Source organism: Mesorhizobium sp. M0518, assembly GCF_040321125.1.
Lineage (GTDB): Bacteria > Pseudomonadota > Alphaproteobacteria > Rhizobiales > Rhizobiaceae > Mesorhizobium.
Genome location: NZ_JAMYQY010000002.1, coordinates 14,944 through 32,327, shown reverse-complemented (window position 1 = coordinate 32,327; position 17,384 = coordinate 14,944). Strand labels below are relative to the sequence as shown.

Sequence of the window (17,384 nt, the reverse complement as noted above, 5' to 3'; positions counted from 1 at the left end):
GCGCTCAACTTGCTTTTGGCCATTGCGGGTGCCGATCATCGACAACGTAACCATGCGAATGCTCATAGCCTGCTTCCGACCATACCGCGTCGCCGATGTGCCGGTCGTCTTTGGGCAGATCGACATGCGTGTGCACAAGCACGTCCGGATCGTGTTTCGGCCACAGCCAGATCGCGGCAATCAGGGCGGCGGCGCCCATGACGCCAAGCAGAATGAATGTGAAGGGCAATCCCATTGCCGCCCCGACGCGGCCGGCAATCGGATAGGTGATCAGCCAGCAGGCATGAGACAGTGCGAATTGAGCGGCAAACAGAGCGGGCCGATCGACGGCATCGGCGGAACGCCTGATCAATCTGCCCGTTGGCGTCTGCGCCAGTGAATAGCCGAGCCCGAGCACGAACCAGAGCGGCAGCAGCAGATAGTAGCTGCTGGCGAGAGGCCCTATCAGCACCCCGGCGACCAGTATCGCGGCGCCCGAGAGCATCGCAACCCGGTCCGGTACGTTCTCAAGCAACCGCGGCAGGGCAAGAGCTGCAATCATCGATCCACCGCCAAAGGCTGCGAGCGCCAGCGCCGTGTCGGTTTGGGAGAGGCCAAATTGCGCCTGCACCAGGACCACCGTGTTGACGATCACCATGGCGCTGGCCGCCGCGACGGCAAGATTAAGGGCCAGCAGGCCGCGCAAACGCGGCGTCGCCAAATAGATGCGGATCCCGCGCGTCGTGCGTTCATAGATGCCGCGCGGCTCCGAGGGCTGCGGGCTGGGCAGAACCACAGAGACGACCAGAGCCGCTGACGCCAGGAACCCGACAACCGTGCCGGCGAACAGGCTATGGAAGCTTATGACTGAAAGCAGCGCTGCCGCGAGGATGGGGCTGACGACGCTTTCCAGGTCGTAGGCCAGTCGCGAGAGCGACAAGGCCCGTGTGTAGTCCTTCTCTTTGGGCAGCACGTCAGGGATCGAAGCCTGGAACGTCGGGGTGAAGCCTGCTGACGCCGACTGCAGGATGAAGATGAGAAGATATATCTGCCAGACTTCGGTGACGAAGGGCAGGAACACGGCGACCCCTGCCCTGATGAGGTCGAGCGAAACCAGCATGGTACGGCGTGGCAGGCGCTCGGCGAACGCGGCAGCAACGGGTGCCACGCCGACATAGGCGATCATCTTGATGGCGAGCGCCGTGCCGAGCACCGCGCCGGCATCGGCGCCGGCAAGGTCATAGGCCAGCAGCCCGAGCGCCACGGTGGCAAGGCCAGTGCCAATCAGGGCGATGACCTGGGCCAGGAAGAGATGACGGTAGGTGCGATTGGCCAAGACCTGAAGCATATTTTTGTTTTCTTGCAGTTCGAGACGGCTCGTCGAGCCAGAGACGGAGTACGAGCCGGCACACGGATCTCAGTGATGGTGGCCTTCGGGTTCGACCATCTTGAACGGCAGCACCTGTTCGCGATCCTTGGCCTTCAGGACCAGTCTTGCCTCGAATTCATGCGGCTCGGCAGGGGCCAACGTGCTCTCAAGGCGATGATGATTGTCGGCGACAGGATCGAGGTGCAACGTCTCCGGCCCCTCTGGCCGGTCGATGATCACCGTCGCCGTCAAATCGTCGGCGTGCCGGTCGATCGTCAGACGCATCCGCTCGCCGGCAGGCGTGTCGACGATCTCCAGTGTCCCCGCAGCCAGATCGCAGTCGACCTTGAACGGCTCCGGCGCATGATGACCATGAGCGTGAGAGGGTTCCGTGCCCTTTTCGGCAGATCCGGCCGGGCTTTCCAGACGCACATTCGCTTCCGCCAACGCCGGCAAGTGGGCGAACAGTTCCTCCTTGAGGGCTTCGGTGACGCCCAGCACATCCTTGGCCGTCGCCGCGTCGGCGACACTGATGGCGACGTCGGCATGCAGGCGGTGGCCGATCCAGCGCGCCTGCACGCTTTGGACACGTTCGATACCGGGCACGTGCTCGGCGGCATGATGGATTTCATCGACGATGCCGGGCTCCACACCGTCGAGCATGCGCGTCAGCACGGCTTTCGACGACTGCCAGACGATCGCGAAGATCGCCAGCGTGATCAGGAGCCCGATGATCGGATCGGCAAGCGGGAATCCAAGCCATACGCCGAGAGCGCCCAGGACAACCGCCAGACTGGTAAAGCCGTCGGTGCGCGCATGATAACCGTCGGCGATCAGCGCGGCACTGTTGATCTCGCGGCCGACCCGGATACGGAACACGGCGACGGCTTCGTTCCCAATGAAACCGATGATGCCGGCTATGGCGACCCAGCCGAGAAATGCGATCGGCTGCGGATTGATCAACCGGTCGATCGCCTCGTAGCCGGCAACGATGGCGCTGAACAGGATGATGAGGACAATCAGAATTCCGGCCAGATCCTCGACGCGGCCCAGCCCGTAGGTGAACGCCTTGCTCGGTTGGCGACGGGCCAGCATGAAGGCGACCCACAATGGGATGGCGGTGACCGCGTCGCCGACATTGTGGATCGTGTCGGCCAGCAGTGCCACGCTGCCGGAGAGGAACACGACCACGAGCTGAAGCGCCGCCGTGATGGCCAGAACGACGAATGACCATTTGATCGCCCAGATGCCGCGCGTGGTCGTGGCGATCGTCGGGTCGATGACGCCATGGGTGTGACCATGGCCGCCCTCGCCGTGATCATGTCCGTGGCCGCCCATGCCATGCGTCATCGGGCCGAATCCGAACCAATCGCGAACTTTGTCCATTATGGCGCTTCTCACAGGTACTTGGTGATATCTTTGAACTCGTCGATCGAGCGGCGCTGCTCGAGCGCCAGCGGTCCGACGACGTCCTCAAGGCAGTGGTTGAGGTGGTCTTGGATCAGCGTCTTCTTCGCCTGGGCGATGGCCTTCTCCACGGCATGAAGTTGCTGGGCGATGTCGAGGCACGGTCGGCCGGCCTCGATCATCTCGACGATCCCGCGCAGATGGCCGTCGGCGCGCTTCAGCCGCTTGATGATGGCAGGATGGGTTTCGTGGACGTGGGGACGCTCATTCATGCCTTGATGCTATCCCCCCAGAGAGGATATTCCAAGCCTCAAAGTGGCCTCGATTCTGGTGCACGCAACCATTCGTTAGGATTTTAGAGAATAATCGTTAAGCATGCCGAATTGGACCCATAGCGCAGCCTTTCGCCTCGTCATCGCTTTCGCGATGGCGCTCGGCATGCTGCTGTCGCCTATGGGCGGTTCGGTCTCGCACGATCCCATCGCGCTCGCTGCCGCCGAGGCCGACCGTCACGCCGAACTGGCGGGACAGATCGAAGCCCACGGGCACGTCCACGATGACGGTGCAACCGAGGAGCAGGGATCCGGCCATTCTCACGGCCACAATCCCGCCGACCACTCGCACGAGACGGCGAGCACGCTTCCGGACTTTTCGCCGACCGTCCCTGCGGCCGGGCGGACCTGGGTGATTTATCCGCCGTCCTTGTCCGATCCGGAAGCAAGTTCCCGGCTCGATCGCCCTCCGAGACCGATCCTCACCGCATGATCGCGGCCGCATGCGCGGCCACCCTCAACGACGAAGATTGGAATTCTCATGCAAGGATCCTGCTATCAGGGCCTGCCGTGCTCGCCTTGCGCGCGCTGGCGACCCGCCCTACCTGTGTTGCTCGCTCTCCTGACCCTCCCATTGTTTGGGGGGGCTGCCCTCGCCCATGCCGTTGCCGAAGGCGACAAGGGCTATATCCAGGAGATCACGGGCATCAATCTGCTGCCCTTCATCTATCTCGGCGCCAAGCACATGGTGACGGGATACGACCACATCCTGTTTCTGTTCGGCGTGATCTTCTTCCTCTACCGGATGAAGCACATTGGCATCTATGTGAGCCTGTTCGCGCTCGGCCATTCCACGACCATGCTGCTTGGCGTCTATTTCAACGTTGGCATCAACAGCTACATCATCGACGCGATCATCGGCCTGTCGGTCGTCTACAAGGCGCTCGACAATATGGGCGGTTTCCAGAGGTGGCTCGGTTTCCAGCCGAACACCAAGATCGCGACCCTGATCTTCGGCTTTTTCCACGGCTTTGGCCTGTCGACGAAGATCATCGAATACAACATCTCGCCCGACGGGCTAGTGCCCAATCTTCTTGCCTTCAACGTCGGCGTTGAGATTGGCCAGCTTCTGGCACTCGCTGCCATCCTCATTGTCATGGGCTACTGGCGCCGGACCGATAGTTTCTGGCGCCACGCATACACCGCCAACACCATCATGATGACCGCCGGGTTTGTGCTGATCGGCTATCAGCTCACCGGCTGGATCGTCTCCTGAACCTCCAAGTAAAGATCCACAAAAAAGGAATTCTCCTATGTATAATACCGACATCCCGACCCGCGCCGAGCTGCCGACATCCATGCAGCTCCTTCGGTCTACCGTCATCGCAATTCTCGCGGCAGCTGCCATCCTTGTGACCATCGTGCTGCCGGCCGAATACGCCATCGATCCCACCGGCGTTGGGCGAGCGCTCGAGCTCACCGAGATGGGCGAGATCAAGACACAACTCGCCGAAGAGGCCGAGCAGGACCGCCTTCGCGAACTGCAAAACGGCACTCCGACCGCAGTGCCAGCCCCAGATCAGCAGTCGAGTCTTCTTAAGCGCGTCTTCGCTGAACTGGTGATTGGTTCCGCCTCTGCCCAGGAACTCCGGACGGACGAAATGTCGGTCACCCTGAAGCCCGGCGAAGGAGCTGAGATCAAGCTCGTCATGGCCAAGGGCGCACAGGCAAAATACTCTTGGACGGCCAATGGCGCGGCGGTGAACTTCGACACCCATGGTGACGGCGGCGGCGAAAACATTTCATACGAGAAGGGACGCGGGGCTGCAGAGGACGAGGGCGTACTTGAGGCAGCGTTTGACGGCAATCACGGTTGGTTCTGGCGTAACCGCACCGATGCCGACGTCACCGTGACGCTGAAGACGAACGGTGCCTACACCGACATCAAACGGATGATGTGAACGATACGTCAATCTTATCCGGCGCCGTTTGGCGCCGGAGTGGCGCGCTGTTCATTGCCACGACCTCACTGTTTGGCGCACCACCGTCCCGTGAGCATTCGTGTCGGGTGGGCGGCGGCGTGGTGAATTGGTGCGCCGCTAGGCTGTCTCAACGTGATCATGCCGCATTGGCTGTTGGCGGAATCAGAGCCGAACGTTTGCCGCGATGGAGATCCTTGGCAAACACGCAAGCCGAACTGTGCCCAGGAGATAGCTTCAAGGCCGGTGGCATCTGTTGTTTGCATTCTTCGACCACCAAGGGGCAGCGAGTCCGGAACCTGCAGCCGGATGGTGGATTCGTAGGGCTCGGCACCTCCCCGATCATGACCGGAACCCTGCGCTGCTTTTCAGCGATCGGATCCACCTCCGGTGTCGAGGCCAGCAACATCTGCGAATAGGGATGGCCAGGGTGATCGTAGAGTTCCTTCGATGGCCCGTGCTCCACGATCTTGCCGAGGTACATCACGTAGACGCGCGATGCAGCCTGCCTGACCAACGCAAGGTCGTGGGCAATGAACAGGCACGCCACCCCCAAATCTTTCTGCAGGTGCAGGAAAAGGTTCATCACCTGGGCTCGGATGGACAGATCCAGTGCGCTAACTGGTTCATCGCAGATCAGCACTCTTGGATTCACGGCAAGGGATCGGGCAATCGCAACGCGCTGGCGCTGCCCTCCGGACAGTTCCCGCGTGTGCCGATCCTTCAAAGCGTCCGCCAGTCCGACCTGATCCAGGAGCGCCTTGGTACGATGGTTGCGGTCGGATTGTGATTTCAACCCGCTGATCAGCAACGCTTCATCGATCGTCTCACCGACCGTCTGTCTGTCGTTCAGGGACGAATATGGATCCTGAAACACGTATTGAAGCGCCCTGCGGCTTTCGCGCAGTGCTGCACCGGAGAGTGTGGTGAGGTCCACTCCATCAAGCAGGACTCGTCCCGCACTTGCCTTTTCGAGACCCACAATGGTGCGGCCGAGCGTCGACTTTCCGCAACCGGACTCGCCTACCAGACCGACGATCTCGCCCGGATAGAGCTCGATCGAGACGTCGTCGACGGCATGGATGAACTTGCCTCGCTGAACGCTTTTGAAGCGCGTCTGCAGATTATCGACTTTCAGAACAGGACCGTGCGTCATGCTGCTGCCTTCCTTTGGTTGACAACCGCGCAGGCCACGACAACAGCGCTGTCGGCCGACCGCGCAAGTGGAGGGCGGCTTGCGGTGCATGCGGGAATTGCGAGCTCGCAGCGCGGGGCAAAGGCACAGCCTTTGAATGGCGCGCCCAGCGTTGGCGGTATCCCGGGAAGACCGCGAAACTCCGAACCGATCGGGTCTTCCCGCCGCGGGATCGCGTTGATCAGCCCTCTCGTGTACGGATGGCGTGGGGTCACGAGGACCTTGTCCACGGGACCTCGTTCGGCGGCCCGAGCCGCATACATGACAACGATGTTGTCGGCCGCTCCGGCGACTACCCCCATATCGTGAGTAATCAGCACCATGGCCATGTTGAGCCGCCGCTGCAGGTCCTTGAGCAGGCGCAGGATTTGAGCCTGGACCGTCACATCGAGAGCGGTCGTAGGCTCGTCCGCGATCAGAAGTTTCGGCTCGCCGGCCAGCGCAATGGCAATTACGATGCGTTGCCTGAGACCACCCGACAGTTCGTGGGGGAATTGACGAAGTCGCGCTGCTGGATCCGAGATGCCGACCAGCTTGATGAGTTCCAACGCCCGCTCCTCCGAGGCGCGCGGGGTCATCTTGAGATGGAGTTCCGCCATCTCGGCGATCTGCCTTCCAACACGGCGGACGGGGTTCAGCGCGCTCATCGGATCCTGGAAAATGAATCCGATCGACTTGCCTCGCATCTTACGGATCTCGGATTCCGGCAAGCCGATCAATTCGCGCCCGTCGAAGCGCACCGATCCCGACAAGTTCGTCGTCACGCCGGTCGGCATTAGCCCGAGCGGCGCGAAGTTCATTACAGTCTTGCCGCTGCCGCTTTCGCCGACGATGGCAAGGCATTCTCCCTGCCGGACGGTGTAGCTGACGCCATCGACGGGGCGTACCGCGGCCTTCGCGGTCAGGAGATCGACCGTCAGATTGCTGACGTTCAAAAGGGGTTCGTCATGCATCCGAATTCTCCTTGGCCCAGCCGGCGACCTCAATTCTGCGCAAGGCAAGCGTCCGCCTCGAAAGCGGCTTGGGAATGCGATTAAGTGCTATGGATTCGCCGAGGATGTTGAAGCCGATCACCGCAGCGGTCAGGGCCAGGCCGGGCAGGATAACCTGTCGCGGATCCGACTCGAGATACGGCAAAGCATCAACAAGCATCTGTCCCCATTCCGGCGTGGGCGGCTGAATGCCCAGACCAAGGAAGCTGAGTGTTGCGACAGCCAAAGCGGCTGTCCCGGCATCCGCCGTCGCATAGACCATGACCGCGCCGATGGTGCCGGGGAGCAAATGGCCGAAGTAAATGCGCCATGGGCTGGCGCCCAGCACACGCAGGGCTTCGATATGCGGCTTGCTCATGATGCTGACCGCCACGGCCCGGCTGATACGACCGCTCATCGGCCACCATGCCAATGACAGAGCCAGTACCATGGTCCAGTAGCCCGGCCCGACGATCCCGATCACGGCAAGGGCAGTGATCAGGCTTGGGATGGACAGTCCGACGTCGACGATGCGCATCAGCAGGTCGTCTACCCAACCGCGGTGGTAGCCAGCGATGGTCCCCATGGCGACACCGACCGTCATTGCAATGATGAGGACCGAGCCAACGCTGACCAACGACGTATTCGCCGCAATGATCAGGCGGCTGAGCGTATCGCGCCCGAGATGGTCGGTGCCGAGCCAATGTGCGGCAGTTGGTCCCAGGCCGGTCTCCAGTAAGTTCTGTGCGCTGGGATCTTGTGGAGCGAGCCATGGCGCGAAGCTGCCCAGGGCGAGGAAGAGGCCGATCACGATCAAGGCCACGCGGGGCAACTTGTTCAACCGGGCGAATGCAGGCTTTAATCTATTCATGGTCAGCTCCATTGGCGCCGGACACGTGGATCGGTCATCAGAACTGCGAGATCGACGATCAGATTCACCACGATGAAGAAGGCGAGGAAGATCAACAGGCAGGCCTGCACGACCATGAAGTCCCGGAACTTCACGCCTTGGAGAAAGTAGTCGCCCACGCCCTGCCAGGCGAACAGCGGTTCAACGATGATAGCAGTTGCGGTCATCAGGCCGACCTGGGTTCCCAGTGCGTTGATGAACACAGGTATGATGTTTGGCAGCGCGTCCCGGAACAGGATGGCGGTCCGTCCCAGACCTTTGCTTTTGGCCGTCAACACGAAGGGGCTGGCCATGGCCTCTTCCAGTCCCACACGAACGACACGGCTGAGCACGGCGGCGGGCAGCACCGCGACAGTGACCCATGGCAGCACCCAACTTTCCGGACCGCCGAAGCCGAAGGATGGAAAGAGCTGAAAGGTGACAGAGAAACCATAGATCATCAGCGCCCCGACGAAGAATGTCGGTGTCGATGCGCCGAGAAGAGCCAAACCGCGCGAAACGCGGTCCGGCAGTCTGTAGGGCCAGAAGGCACCCAGGAATCCGAGAGCCAGGCCGAGCAGGGTCGCAACCACGGCGCTGCCAACGATCAGGGTACCGGTGACCAACATGCGCTTTGGCAAGTCCGCACTGACTTCCTGGCCCGTTCTGTAGGAGATGCCAAAATCTCCTCGGACTGCATCGCCGAGCCAACCCGCGTAGCGCATCAGCAGGGGCTTATGCAGTCCGATCTCTTCGGCAACCTTTTCGACGTAACCCGGGGTTGCAACTGCTCCTCTGAGTTCAGCGATGAGAACAGCGACATTTCCCGGAGCCGAAACAACCAGGGTAAAGCAAACCAGAGACGCCATGAACAGCAGTACGAGGGAGTGCCTCAGCCTCTTGCTGATGAAGTGGATCAACGCGCCCTCCCTCTACTCGGCCAGCACGATATTTTCGTATGGCATATCGTATTCGGTGACCGGGCTGGTGAAGCCCTGGACCCGCTTGGAGTGCGCCCAGATGCTGGGAACGTAAACCAACGGCGCTATCGCGTCGTTGTCACGCAGCCAGTCGTAAACCTTTTGGATCGATGGCGCGATCTGATCCCCGGTTGCCGCTGTCGCAGCGTTGATCAGCGGGTCCAGGTTGGCCGGATCGGTGAACAGCTTGCCCTCGACATCGTTTTTGAAGGTCGAGAGGCACAAGGCCACCACCGTGCCGAACGGATCGTAAGGAGCCCCGTAGGTCAGGAAGAAGCCGAGATCGTATTTCCGTTCGAGCATGTCGGTGTGCTTAGAAGCGTGGTCGACAGAGCGGACGATCAAATTGATGCCGATTTCCTTCATCTCGGATTGTATGACTTCGGCCACGACGCGAGAGCCGGGAACGGCGTCGGGACTGACGACAATCTCAAGCGTCAGTGGCGTGCCGTCCTTGGAACGCACGGGACCACCCGTCCAACCCGCCTTCTCCAGGAGCGCTGATGCGGCCGCAACGTCGCGAACTGGGGCATCATGCTGGGTGCCAGCAAATGGCAATGCATCGGAGAACAGGTTGCCCGCCGGTCGGGCAAAGCCTTGGTAGAGCGCCTGGGAAATCGCCGCGCGATCGATCCCTATGCTGACGGCCTTGCGCACTTGCGGATCCTTGAGCGCTTCGGTGCGATCGGGATTGAAAGCCATCACCAGTGTGACGTTGCCGGGATCGATGACCACGTTGAGCCCTGCGGCCTCGAGCTGCTTTGCCTCAACGGGGGTAAGCGGCGCGATCCAAAACCCGCCGACGAGATCGATCTCGCCAGCGCGCAGGGCGGCAACCCGCGCGCGCGGATCAGGGATGACCTTGGCTTCGAGACGCTGATAAGTCGGCTTGTCGCCCCAGTAGCCGTCGTAGCGCTCGAAAACACTTTGTGTATCGTCAGCGCTAAGTTGACGCCAAGGACCGGTGCCGACGGGTTCGACAAATTTGCCATTCGCATCGACCGATTTGGGGCTAAGGAACCTCGGCGGCCGTGTGTAGGAAAGCTCCTGCATGAGCGCCAGCGGCGGTTCTTTGAAATGAACGGCTATCTGGTGCTCATCGATCACTTCCAACGATTGAAAATACTTGGAGCAGTTCATCCAGCTGAACTGATCGAGTCCTAGCCAACGCTCCAGATTCCACTTGCAGCTAGCTGCATCGAACACTGCGCCGTCCTGGAACGTTACCCCCTGGCGCAACGTAAGATGCAACGTCTTGCCCCCCTCTTCGATCTTCCAGTCGGTCGCAAGGCAAGGCTCGATCTGGCCGCCCTTGCCGTACCGCACCAGCGGCTCGAACATCAGGTCCTGAATGGCCCAGATCGCGTAGTGGCTCTGCGGATCAAGATTGCCCGCGGGTTTGGCGATCGCCACTCGCAATGTGCCCGCCGCCCCCTCGGCAAAGGCAAATTTGGTGAAGGTAGCATCGGTTATTGCGAGTCCTAACGCCCCTGATCCGATCTGCAGAAATGTACGCCTGTTGAATGACATGATTGCTCCTCTCGTTGCTTATTGTTCCCTGGGGCCTAGGTTGCCTCGAAAGGCACTGGGGCCTTTTTTGTATAGACATATCACATTATTGTATACAATTTAATTTAGACATCGTATCCCTTCTAATAAGTTTTTGTGCTCATTTGCGCAGGTGAGGTCTGCACCGCAACCCCGCCTCGCGCGACGACCTTGCCGCGCTTGACGACCAACGCGCGCGGCCGGTGGGACACGACGGCATCGGCGAGTGTCTCGCCTTCCACCAAAACCATGTCCCCCCAGCAGCCGGGCATCAGGCCGTACCTTTCCAGCGCAAGAACTCCGGCACCGCCGCGCGTGCAGACGTCGAGGGCCCATTCGAGTTCATCGTCGCGGCGAAAATTGTTGCGCAAGCCGACAAACATCGCGCGTTCCAGCATGTCACCACTGCCGTAAGGTCCCCAGATGTCACGGATGCCGTCATTTCCGGCGCCGACGACCACTCCAGCAGATCGCAATTTGGCGACCGGAGGCGACGGCTGCGATGCCGGCCCGGTGGTAAGAATATGGATCGAAAGCTCCGCCAACTCGTCGATTAGTCGGCCGACATAATCGGCATCGTGCATGCCGAGACAGAAGGCATGGCTGACTGCCACCCTTCCCTGCATGCCGAGTGCACGGGTGCGTTCGATGATGAGTTCGAGCGAAAAGGCGCCAAGCTCTCCCGCTTCGTGCAAATGTATATCTATGGGCCGGCCAAAGCGTTGAGCGAGGTCGAAAATTGCATCGAGGTGCCCTTTGGGATCGCGATCAACCCCAGCAGGGTCCAGCCCGCCGACCACCTCGGCGCCCATTTCCAACGCCCGTCGCATAAGTTCGACAGTGCCAGGCCGGATCATCATACCGCCTTGAGGAAAGGCGACGATCTCAATATCGACGAGGTCTCGTAGCTCGTCACGAGTGCGCATGACGCCCTCTACACCGGCAAGGCCGTGCACGGTGTCGATATCGACGTGGCTACGGATATGGGTGGTGCCTTGCGCCACTGAGGCAAGCGCCTGTCGACGCGACTGGCGGACCGGATCGATACCCAAGCGGATCTTGGCTTCACGCTCGGTCTCGATCTTGTCTATCAAGCGAGGGCCGACTTCATTGCGATACCACGCCATTCCGATCATCGATTTGTCGAGGTGGGTGTGCGCTTCGACCAAGCCCGGAACGACGATGCGACCTCCGCCGTCCTCCACCAGCCCGCCCAAAGGTGAAAGCTCCGGCTCGACGCGGGTAATGCGGCCATTCTCAATAAGAATATCCACATTGGCGCCAGCCATCGGGCGCACATTTCTAATCAACAAATTGGTTGTCATGCGGTGCGCTCCTCCCAGAGGCAGCCTATCGTCTGCGGCACGGCGACGGCCGCGCCTGCAGGTCCGTGTACGTAACTACCGCATAATTGTATACCTATTTCAAGATAAATCGTATCCCATATTGACAAAAATATATCTTGATCGATAAGTTGCGGGAGCTTAGGGGGATGCGATGACCAAATCGAGTCGAGCCGAAAACGTCTACTTGTCGCTGCGTCGCGCCATCATTGAGCAGGCGCTTCGCCCCGGTATGAAATTGCCCGAAGACGCCATCGGCGAGCAGTTCGGCGTTAGCCGGACCAGCGTACGAAACGCGCTTGTCCGACTGAGTGCCGAAGGCCTGGTGGAGGTGAGGAATAATCGCGGAGCCTGCGTCGCCGAACCGACGCTCGAGGAAGCGTTAGATATATTTTCCCTACGACGCTGCCTGGAGCGCGAGGTAGTGGACCGGCTTTCGCGAAAGATCACACCCGCTCAATTTGCGGCACTTGAGGGCCACGTCAAACTTGAAAGGGACGCAGTAAACACGAGCGGACCATTATCGATACGGCTGGCGGGCGAATTCCACATTCTGCTGGCCGAACTCACGGGATCGAAGCCGCTGACCCGTTATGTCAGCGAGATTGTATCGCGCTGTTCGCTGATCCTAGCCTTGTACAGCCGTCCGCACTCCGATCAGTGCGGCGTCGACGAACACGTCGAAATCATTCAGGCGCTGCGCCAACACAATCCCGAGCGCGCCATGCATGCGATGGAACACCATCTCGAGGCACTCGAGGCTCGGGCGCAAATCAGCGATCAAACTGAGCCCGACGTTCGCTCCATCCTGAGTACATACGCTCAGGCAGGGTGACCAACTCTCAAGCAGCTTGGCAAAATTCAGGAGGATATAATGCTCAACCCCCAGCCCGAGCCGGTGGGGCAGCGGAGCCGCGTGAGCATCGACTTCGCCCGCATCTCGGCACGCGAACGCTACAAGCTGCTGATCGGGGCAGTGGTGCCTCGGCCAATCGCTCTGGTGACCACACGACACCCCGACGGGACTGTCAATGCTGCGCCCTACAGCTTCTTCAATTGCCTCTCGGCCGATCCTCCAATCCTAGCCCTGGGTGTGGAGAACCATAATGACATGTCCTTCAAAGATACGACGCTCAACATCCGACTGACTGAGGAATTCACAGTCAACATCGTGGACCATGCGCTGGTTGACGCCATGAACGTCTGTGCCGTCCCATTTCCTTCCCACATTGACGAACTGGCCGAGGCCGGACTGACGCCTGTGCCCGGTGAGACGGTCCAATGCCCCTACATTTTCGAAGCGCCTATAGCCTTCGAATGCCGCCGACATTTGACGCTTGGCCTGGGTAAGTCGCGCGAGATTGTCCTTGGTCAAGTTATGCGGATGCACATTCGTGAGGATCTTGTTGACCAGGAGCGTTTCTATATCGATCAACTCGCGCTAGACGCCGTCGGCAGAATGGGTGGACACGGTTATTCGACCACCCGCCACCAGTTTGACCTGCCAACGATGTCGCATGAGCAATGGTTGGCAATGAGGCCTATGCCACCCAACACCGATGGATAGCGCCCTGATCGCGCAACGCGCTCGTCGCTTCAATCATCCTTCCTGATCGTGCAGAGACGCTGCCTGCGGCCAAGGACCCTGCCGATGCCGGGCTGGGAGAATATTCACTGCAGCTGGGCTACAGCGCACTGGAAGCTGTTATAACCCTTTGCGGCAAAGGGTTTCAAGATCCGCCTTTGTCATTTCCTCGATGCCGAGCGCAGGAAGAATATCATTATCTCCCTTGAGATCCCGGCCATAAGCCGCCGACAAGATGGAAATTCCGGATTCATGGAGTGTCGCCGGATTTCCGCTGATCTTCCCCAGAACGGCAGTCGGTAGCAGGCCGAACGGAACATCCTCGAGAATATAGCGGCTCTGGATGGTTGTCGGGCCAAACCCGCCGCGGCCTAGACGATCCATCTCCTGGTTCATGTCCGAAACAGTGCTCATGGGCACATGAAACGACAATGAAAAATGTTCCTGGACCGTACGAACCGCGATACCGAAATGGGCAGCGATGGCCAACCGTTCGGCATCCAGAGCCTCGATCAAGCGACCAACGGCAGGAGTGACATTTCCCCCTTGGCTCCACTGCTCGGCCTTTTCCATGCGTGTGAGATTGAGAAGGGCAATTCCCAGATGGTTCTGCGGATTGAGGTTGCTGAGCGCAATCGCCAGCAGACCATCCCGCTTGACGAAACGATTGCCGAACAAGGCCGTGCAAAGCTCGTACCCTTGGTCGAGCGCATCGAAAGGCAGCGTCGCAACATCAAGCTTCTGGCGAATGGAAGTGACATTGACTTCGGTTGATCCGAGCTGGCGGCCAGTCAGTAGCGTTGTGCCCCAAACGACGATCGGCAACCTGACCTTGCGCTCGGCCAACCGCTTCCAGAGATACAGAGCCCCGAACGAACTATGCGAACTGATGATGACCGGAATTCCATCTGCCAGATGAGGGACGGCGGCGTCCATCACCATCTTGTGGCCGTAAGCCGGAAGCGCGATCACCACCACGTCCGCGTGCTCGATAGCATCTCTGCAATCCTTGGCAATGCGCACCGGCACCGTCGCCTCGATATCCCCCGTCGCCTTCAACAATTCGCCAGTAGCCAACGTTCTGGTGCGGTGTCCCGACGGTGACCAAAGTGTTGGCGAGTGTCCCGATTGTGCCAAATAGGCCGCAAGGCCATAGGCAATTGCTCCGGCGCCTAGAATACTCACGCGCATAACATTCCTCCTGTTGCAGGCTTTATGGTTCGAGAATCCTTGTAGTCCCGGCCTACAAGTTTTTTCATCACGAGGTTTCGAATTGGAGTCACCTCGGTTGCCCCCAGCCGTTTCGATCAAGGGCTCCGGCTCTGAGCCGGCAAGCGCCGCTGAGAACATTAGTTTCCGCTTGACATATATCAAAAATGAATGAGACGATGTCAATCATACGTATTTCACATGTAGGGAGAATATGGAAACTCGGGACCTTCAGACCTTCCTTGCGGTGGCTGCCAGCGGCAGCATTACCAAGGCGGCTGACATGCTCGGGCGTTCCCAACCTGCGGTGACACGCACCATTCAGGATCTTGAGGGCGAACTTGGCTTCGAATTGCTGCACCGGGTCGGTCGACGGGTGCAGCTATCTGAAGAGGGTGTCGCATTTGAAGAAGAAGCGCGGCGACTGCTGATGTCCTTCACCGAACTCGCGGCGCGGGCCAAGATGATCGCCGCCGGCCGGGGTCGGATCCTGCAGATTGTCACAACCTCCGCGATCGGCACTGGCCTGATCCCGACGGCCATGGCCGAGCTCAAGGGTATCGAGCTTCCGCACGAGACACATCTCGGACAGTTTCTTCCCTCCATCGTGGCCCAGGAAGTGCGCAGCGGTCGTGCCGAGATCGGCTTTTCAAGCCTGCCGCTCGATACACCCGGCCTGGATGTCCTGCGGCTCTATTCGGCGCCCGATGTTGCTGCTGTGCGGGAGGACGATCCGCTGGCAGAACTCGACGTCATACCGCTTTCGGCCTTTGCCGGCCGTCGCGTCGCTACCTTGCTCAACCCGCTGCGTTTCCAACTGCACGTCTCCAAGGCATTGGCCGCCAGGGGTATCGACACCGGGCCAGTGATCCGGACGAATACTGCCTATGGCGCGTTGCAGCTTGTGCGCCGGACCGGCGTTGCCGCTGTCATTGATCCCCTCACCGCCTATGGCGTGGCCTTGCCAGGGGTCGCCATCCGCCCGATTGACGCGACCGTTCTCTTTTATTGGGGGGTTGTGGCTGCCGAAAAACGTCCCCTTCGTCCAGTCGCACAGGCGTTGATGGAGGCGGTCGAAGCGGTGGCTGAACGATCGATAGTCGGCTTCAAGAAACTCGATCCGGCCTTGGCCGGCCAACTGGTGACCGATCCTGCATCCGCCACAAATCACGGAACGGGGATATGAAGCATTCCCCCACCGCGCCAATTTTGACAAGTCTTGCCGCGCTCGAGGCACAGCTGGCGCAGGATCTCGACTTCCTCGAACTGCCTGCCAGGCCATGGGTCCCGGCACGTTCGCACGATGGTGTCCCTGTCCGTGACGTCGTGGTGATCGGCGCCGGCATGTGTGGACTTGCTGCCACGGCAAAGCTGGTGCTGACGGGGATAACCAATGTCGTCGCCTATGACGCGGCTCCGGCAGGGCTCGAAGGGCCGTGGGTAACGTTTGCCCGCATGCAAACGCTCCGGTCGCCGAAAACCCTGCACGGTCCGTCGCTCGGCCTGCCGCAATTGACGTTCCGCGCCTGGTTCACGGCGCAATGGGGCGTTGAGGCCTGGCGGTCGCTGGACAAAATCCCCAAGGGCCAGTGGATGGATTACCTGGTCTGGTACCGCAAGGTCCTGGCTCTGCCATTGCGCAACAGCGTGCGCATGACCGCCGTCGAACCCGTTGGTGATCTGATTGCGATCGATATCGAAGGCGCGGAATCCGGCCGGGTTCTCACCCGTCGTCTGGTTCTGGCCACCGGTCGCTCCGGTCTGGGCGGTATTGCCGTACCCGATTTCCTCAACGGGATCGATCGCGCCTATTGGGCCCATTCTGCCGACGACATCGATTTCGATGCGCTGAAAGGCAAGCGTGTGGCAGTTATCGGCGCCGGTGCCTCTTCCATGGACAATGCTGCGACCGCACTCGAGGCGGGCGCCGGTTCTGTCGACATGTTGATCCGGCGCAAGGAGATGCCGCGCATCAACAAGCTGACCGGCATCGGCAGCCCGGGTGTCGTACTCGGCATGCATGAATTGCCCGATGCCTGGAAGTGGAAGTTCTTCGACTACACCGCCTCCACCCAGACGCCGCCGCCGCGTTCATCCACGCTTCGCGTGTCTCGCCACGCGAATGCCCGGTTCTTTCTCGACTGCGGCATCGTTGCGGTAAGGGAAGATCCGGAGGGCCTGCTGATCGAAACCACACAAGGGCTGATGCGCTACGACTTCCTGATCGCGGCAACCGGTTTTTCAAATGACTTCAACGGCCGCCCGGAATTCGCGGCGATCGCCCCACATATCCGCACCTGGTCGGATGGCCGATATAGGCCGGATATGGGGCCGGGTCGTGCAGGCATGTCGGACGCGCCGGATCTCGGTCCTGCCTTCGAGTTTCGCGAACGCGTCCCCGGCTCCTGCCCGATGCTTGCACATATCCACTGCTTCAACGACGCCGCCATGCTAACGCACGGCAAGGTCTCCGGCGACATCCCGGCCGTCAGCGCCGGTGCCGACCGTCTTGTGCGCGGCATTGCCGCATCGCTGTTTGCCGAGGATGTCGAAACCCACTTCGCCAATCTGATCGCCTACGACACGCCCGAACTTCTGGGCGACGAGTGGGTCGATTCAACACCCTTGTTGCACAAGGAGGCCGCGCTGTGATTGACG

Annotated in this window: 17 protein-coding genes; 7 read left to right on the top strand and 10 right to left on the bottom strand. The window is 60.3% G+C overall.

Features of this window, described 5'->3' with window-relative positions; all coding sequences use genetic code 11:
- Positions 1-4: 4 nt before the first annotated feature.
- From NKI66_RS03025 to NKI66_RS03015, 3 genes are all read right to left on the bottom strand, one after another.
- Positions 5-1,327 carry an MFS transporter gene (locus tag NKI66_RS03025; protein WP_023708305.1) on the bottom strand — a complete coding sequence of 441 codons (1,323 nt, stop codon included), beginning with the start codon at positions 1,325-1,327 and terminating at the stop codon, positions 5-7.
- A 69-nt stretch (positions 1,328-1,396) separates the two neighbouring features.
- Entirely contained in the window at positions 1,397-2,734 is a 1,338-nt protein-coding gene (locus NKI66_RS03020) for a cation diffusion facilitator family transporter (protein ID WP_502900915.1), read from the bottom strand.
- 11 nt (positions 2,735-2,745) lie between these two features.
- Positions 2,746-3,027, bottom strand: a complete 282-nt coding sequence (locus NKI66_RS03015; protein ID WP_023669876.1) for a metal-sensing transcriptional repressor — start codon at positions 3,025-3,027, stop codon at positions 2,746-2,748.
- 103 nt (positions 3,028-3,130) lie between these two features.
- On the opposite strand from NKI66_RS03015, the gene NKI66_RS03010 reads away from it, so the two are divergent.
- From NKI66_RS03010 to NKI66_RS03000, 3 genes are all read left to right on the top strand, one after another.
- Entirely contained in the window at positions 3,131-3,520 is a 390-nt protein-coding gene (locus NKI66_RS03010; protein WP_352552249.1) for a hypothetical protein, read from the top strand.
- A gap of 114 nt (positions 3,521-3,634) precedes the next feature.
- A complete protein-coding gene (locus NKI66_RS03005) occupies positions 3,635-4,303 on the top strand; it encodes a HupE/UreJ family protein (RefSeq protein ID WP_502900914.1) in 669 nt (222 codons plus the stop codon).
- A 37-nt stretch (positions 4,304-4,340) separates the two neighbouring features.
- A complete protein-coding gene (locus NKI66_RS03000; RefSeq protein ID WP_352750745.1) occupies positions 4,341-4,988 on the top strand; it encodes a transmembrane anchor protein in 648 nt (215 codons plus the stop codon).
- A gap of 157 nt (positions 4,989-5,145) precedes the next feature.
- Here the strand turns inward: NKI66_RS03000 and NKI66_RS02995 are convergent, their stop codons facing one another.
- The 6 genes from NKI66_RS02995 to NKI66_RS02970 all read right to left on the bottom strand — a co-directional run bounded on the left by NKI66_RS02995 (position 5,146) and on the right by NKI66_RS02970 (position 11,914).
- Entirely contained in the window at positions 5,146-6,162 is a 1,017-nt protein-coding gene (locus NKI66_RS02995) for an ABC transporter ATP-binding protein (protein ID WP_352750743.1), read from the bottom strand.
- Positions 6,159-7,154, bottom strand: a complete 996-nt coding sequence (locus tag NKI66_RS02990; protein ID WP_352750741.1) for an ABC transporter ATP-binding protein — start codon at positions 7,152-7,154, stop codon at positions 6,159-6,161. Before NKI66_RS02990 ends, NKI66_RS02995 begins: the two co-directional genes overlap by 4 nt.
- The gene (locus tag NKI66_RS02985; RefSeq protein WP_031212634.1) at positions 7,147-8,055 is read right to left on the bottom strand and encodes an ABC transporter permease subunit; all 909 of its coding nucleotides are present in this window, start codon (positions 8,053-8,055) and stop codon (positions 7,147-7,149) included. Before NKI66_RS02985 ends, NKI66_RS02990 begins: the two co-directional genes overlap by 8 nt.
- Positions 8,046-8,981: an ABC transporter permease gene (locus NKI66_RS02980; RefSeq protein ID WP_023809586.1), complete on the bottom strand. Its 936-nt coding sequence runs from the start codon at positions 8,979-8,981 to the stop codon at positions 8,046-8,048. Before NKI66_RS02980 ends, NKI66_RS02985 begins: the two co-directional genes overlap by 10 nt.
- A 12-nt stretch (positions 8,982-8,993) precedes the next feature.
- Complete coding sequence (locus NKI66_RS02975; protein WP_127291988.1) at positions 8,994-10,571, bottom strand: nickel ABC transporter substrate-binding protein; 1,578 nt, start codon at positions 10,569-10,571, stop codon at positions 8,994-8,996.
- A 122-nt stretch (positions 10,572-10,693) separates the two neighbouring features.
- Positions 10,694-11,914: an amidohydrolase family protein gene (locus NKI66_RS02970; RefSeq protein ID WP_023809588.1), complete on the bottom strand. Its 1,221-nt coding sequence runs from the start codon at positions 11,912-11,914 to the stop codon at positions 10,694-10,696.
- Positions 11,915-12,086: 172 nt separating this feature from the next.
- Here NKI66_RS02970 and NKI66_RS02965 point away from each other — a divergent pair, with 172 nt between their 5' ends.
- Positions 12,087-12,767 (top strand): GntR family transcriptional regulator, encoded by a 681-nt coding sequence (locus NKI66_RS02965; protein WP_352442495.1) that lies wholly within the window; start codon positions 12,087-12,089, stop codon positions 12,765-12,767.
- A 39-nt stretch (positions 12,768-12,806) separates the two neighbouring features.
- On the top strand, positions 12,807-13,499 hold the full coding sequence (locus NKI66_RS02960; RefSeq protein ID WP_127291983.1) for a flavin reductase family protein: 693 nt from the start codon (positions 12,807-12,809) through the stop codon (positions 13,497-13,499).
- 138 nt (positions 13,500-13,637) lie between these two features.
- Here the strand turns inward: NKI66_RS02960 and NKI66_RS02955 are convergent, their stop codons facing one another.
- Positions 13,638-14,708, bottom strand: coding sequence for an NAD/NADP octopine/nopaline dehydrogenase family protein (locus tag NKI66_RS02955; protein WP_127291980.1), 1,071 nt, complete (start codon positions 14,706-14,708; stop codon positions 13,638-13,640).
- Positions 14,709-14,940: 232 nt separating this feature from the next.
- On the opposite strand from NKI66_RS02955, the gene NKI66_RS02950 reads away from it, so the two are divergent.
- Positions 14,941-15,912: a LysR family transcriptional regulator gene (locus NKI66_RS02950; protein ID WP_127291977.1), complete on the top strand. Its 972-nt coding sequence runs from the start codon at positions 14,941-14,943 to the stop codon at positions 15,910-15,912.
- Complete coding sequence (locus NKI66_RS02945; RefSeq protein WP_352442494.1) at positions 15,909-17,378, top strand: NAD(P)-binding domain-containing protein; 1,470 nt, start codon at positions 15,909-15,911, stop codon at positions 17,376-17,378. Before NKI66_RS02950 ends, NKI66_RS02945 begins: the two co-directional genes overlap by 4 nt.
- Positions 17,379-17,384 lie beyond the last annotated feature (6 nt).

Bases quoted from the DNA above. Each gene is read 5' to 3' on its own strand.
- NKI66_RS03025 (WP_023708305.1), bottom strand. From the start codon at position 1,327: ATGCTTCAGGTCTTGGCCAATCGCACCTACCGTCATCTCTTCCTGGCC.
- NKI66_RS03020 (WP_502900915.1), bottom strand. From the start codon at position 2,734: ATGGACAAAGTTCGCGATTGGTTCGGATTCGGCCCGATGACGCATGGC.
- NKI66_RS03015 (WP_023669876.1), bottom strand. From the start codon at position 3,027: ATGAATGAGCGTCCCCACGTCCACGAAACCCATCCTGCCATCATCAAG.
- NKI66_RS03010 (WP_352552249.1), top strand. From the start codon at position 3,131: ATGCCGAATTGGACCCATAGCGCAGCCTTTCGCCTCGTCATCGCTTTC.
- NKI66_RS03000 (WP_352750745.1), top strand. From the start codon at position 4,341: ATGTATAATACCGACATCCCGACCCGCGCCGAGCTGCCGACATCCATG.
- NKI66_RS02995 (WP_352750743.1), bottom strand. From the start codon at position 6,162: ATGACGCACGGTCCTGTTCTGAAAGTCGATAATCTGCAGACGCGCTTC.
- NKI66_RS02990 (WP_352750741.1), bottom strand. From the start codon at position 7,154: ATGCATGACGAACCCCTTTTGAACGTCAGCAATCTGACGGTCGATCTC.
- NKI66_RS02985 (WP_031212634.1), bottom strand. From the start codon at position 8,055: ATGGAGCTGACCATGAATAGATTAAAGCCTGCATTCGCCCGGTTGAAC.
- NKI66_RS02975 (WP_127291988.1), bottom strand. From the start codon at position 10,571: ATGTCATTCAACAGGCGTACATTTCTGCAGATCGGATCAGGGGCGTTA.
- NKI66_RS02970 (WP_023809588.1), bottom strand. From the start codon at position 11,914: ATGACAACCAATTTGTTGATTAGAAATGTGCGCCCGATGGCTGGCGCC.
- NKI66_RS02965 (WP_352442495.1), top strand. From the start codon at position 12,087: ATGACCAAATCGAGTCGAGCCGAAAACGTCTACTTGTCGCTGCGTCGC.
- NKI66_RS02960 (WP_127291983.1), top strand. From the start codon at position 12,807: ATGCTCAACCCCCAGCCCGAGCCGGTGGGGCAGCGGAGCCGCGTGAGC.
- NKI66_RS02955 (WP_127291980.1), bottom strand. From the start codon at position 14,708: ATGCGCGTGAGTATTCTAGGCGCCGGAGCAATTGCCTATGGCCTTGCG.
- NKI66_RS02950 (WP_127291977.1), top strand. From the start codon at position 14,941: ATGGAAACTCGGGACCTTCAGACCTTCCTTGCGGTGGCTGCCAGCGGC.
- NKI66_RS02945 (WP_352442494.1), top strand. From the start codon at position 15,909: ATGAAGCATTCCCCCACCGCGCCAATTTTGACAAGTCTTGCCGCGCTC.